We start from the raw sequence: 2,092 nt of genomic DNA on the forward strand, positions 1-2,092 counted from the left end.
GAGGCCGAGATGCGCGGCCCGGGCACCGCGCTCGGACCGGCCCTGCCAGCCCTGCGCGCCAAAAAGCAGATCCTCGTCCTCGGCGAGGCAATGCGCGCGCCAGCCGGGCAGGGGGGTCTCGAACAGCCAGGCGGCCCCGTCCCAGACCGCGATCTCGCCCGCATGTCCGGCCCAGTGGCCCGCCGCCCCCGCCGCCACGATGTGGCGCGCGCCGAGGTCCGGCGCGGCGGGAGGGGCCGCGCGGTCCCGGTCGGCGACCACCGGCTGCACGAGCGCGTCGAGCCGCTTGATCGCCTCGTTATGGGTGACGTGTTTCTGCGCCTGTCCGGGCTGGATGTAGGGCAGCGACAGGATGGCCGAGATCTGTGACATGGCGTCCTCATGGGGCTGGCTTTCGGGCGAGCATAGCCGCGGTGTCGCAACGAGGCGTGATCGTGGCGCGCGTTGCGCGCGCGATCCTGCCACGGAGAACCTTCCACGATCCGCGATTGTCCGGTTTCGTTTGAAGCTGCTTGGCGCGCGCATGGCTTGGCGATGACGCGAACGCGCCGCTAGAGTGGTGGGCGCCAACCTCGAGGGAACCAGATGCACGACTTCGCAATCCTGTGGGACTGGGCCGGTTTCGCCGTGCGCTGGCTCCATGTCATCACCGCCATCGCCTGGATCGGCTCGTCCTTCTATTTCGTCGCGCTCGACCTCGGCCTGAAGAAGGCCCCCGACCTGCCGCCCGGCGCGCATGGCGAGGAGTGGCAAGTGCATGGCGGCGGGTTCTATCACATCCGCAAGTTCCTCGTCGCACCCGACGCGATGCCCGAGCATCTGACATGGTTCAAATGGGAGAGCTACGCGACGTGGCTGTCGGGCGCGGCGCTGTTGATGATCGTCTACTGGGTCGGGGCGGAGCTTTATCTCATCGACCCGTCGCGCGCCGATCTCGCGGTGTGGCAGGCGATCACGCTGTCGGCGGGATCGCTCACCATCGGCTGGCTGGTCTATGACCGGCTGTGCAAATCGGGGCTGGGCAATCGTCCGACGCTCCTGATGCTGCTTCTCTTCGCGCTGCTGGTGGCGATGAGCTGGGGCTACAACCAGATCTTCACCGGGCGCGCGGCGCTGTTGCACCTTGGTGCCTTCACCGCGACGATCATGACCGCGAACGTGTTCCTGATCATCATGCCGAACCAGCGCATCGTGGTCGCCGACCTCAAGGCGGGGCGCAAGCCCGATCCGAAATACGGCAAGATCGCCAAGCTTCGGAGCACGCACAACAACTACTTGACCCTGCCGGTTGTGTTCCTGATGCTGTCGAACCACTACCCGCTCGCCTTCGCGACAGAGTACAGTTGGATCATCGCGTCGTTGGTGTTCCTGATGGGGGTGACGATCCGGCACTACTTCAACACCATGCACGCCACCGGCAAGGGGCCGCATTGGACATGGGGGGCGACGGTGATCATCTTCCTCGTCCTCGCGTGGCTCTCGACCGCGCCGATGTGGGGCTCCTACGAGGAGGCCGAGGCGCGGCCGATGACCGCCTATGAGCAGCGCTTCGCAGAGGCGGAGGGATTTCACGAGGCGGAACAGATCGTGGTGGGACGCTGCTCCATGTGTCATGCGCGCGAGCCGGTCTGGGACGGCATCCGTTGGGCCCCCAAGGGGGTGGTGCTCGAGACGCCGCAGGACATCGCGCAGAACGCCCGCGCCATCTACCTTCAGGCCGGGGTCACCCATGCGATGCCGCCCGCCAACGTCACCGACATCTCCGAGGCGGACCGCCGGGCGCTGGTGCGCTGGTTCCGGGCGGGGCAGGGGGCTTGATCTGGGAGCAGGCTGTCCCTATCTAGACAGGTAGCTAGACAGGAGCAGCGCCATGTGGAGCCTTCAGGACGCCAAGAACCGGTTCAGCGCCGTGGTGGACGCCGCCATCGCCGGTGCGCCGCAGGAGGTGACCCGGCGCGGCAAGCCCGCGGTCGTGGTGCTGTCGGCTGCGGAATACGCGCGGCTGGTGGCGGCGGCGGGGGCCGAGCGGGGCAGTTTCGCCGAGCATCTTCTCGGCTTTCCGGGCCTCGAGGATGAGCGTGATCGGCTGCGG

General features: G+C 67.5%; 3 protein-coding genes. 2 read left to right on the plus strand and 1 reads right to left on the minus strand.

Annotated elements, in window-relative coordinates:
• A partial coding sequence (locus MBELCI_RS18665) for a DUF2793 domain-containing protein (RefSeq protein WP_131505605.1) occupies positions 1-372 on the minus strand: 372 nt, incomplete at its 3' end.
• Between the two features lie 213 nt (positions 373-585).
• Here MBELCI_RS18665 and MBELCI_RS18670 point away from each other — a divergent pair.
• Together MBELCI_RS18670 and MBELCI_RS18675 are read left to right on the plus strand one after the other, a co-directional pair.
• Entirely contained in the window at positions 586-1,818 is a 1,233-nt protein-coding gene (locus MBELCI_RS18670; RefSeq protein ID WP_021695799.1) for a urate hydroxylase PuuD, read from the plus strand.
• A gap of 52 nt (positions 1,819-1,870) precedes the next feature.
• On the plus strand, positions 1,871-2,092 hold a 222-nt coding region (locus MBELCI_RS18675; protein WP_045320539.1), incomplete at its 3' end, for a type II toxin-antitoxin system Phd/YefM family antitoxin.

This window comes from Limimaricola cinnabarinus LL-001, from assembly GCF_000466965.1.
GTDB classification, from domain to species: Bacteria; Pseudomonadota; Alphaproteobacteria; order Rhodobacterales; family Rhodobacteraceae; genus Limimaricola; species Limimaricola cinnabarinus.

What these genes read in the sequence shown, in the direction of transcription:
- MBELCI_RS18670 (WP_021695799.1), top strand. Translation starts at nt 586, where the DNA reads ATGCACGACTTCGCAATCCTGTGGGACTGGGCCGGTTTCGCCGTGCGC.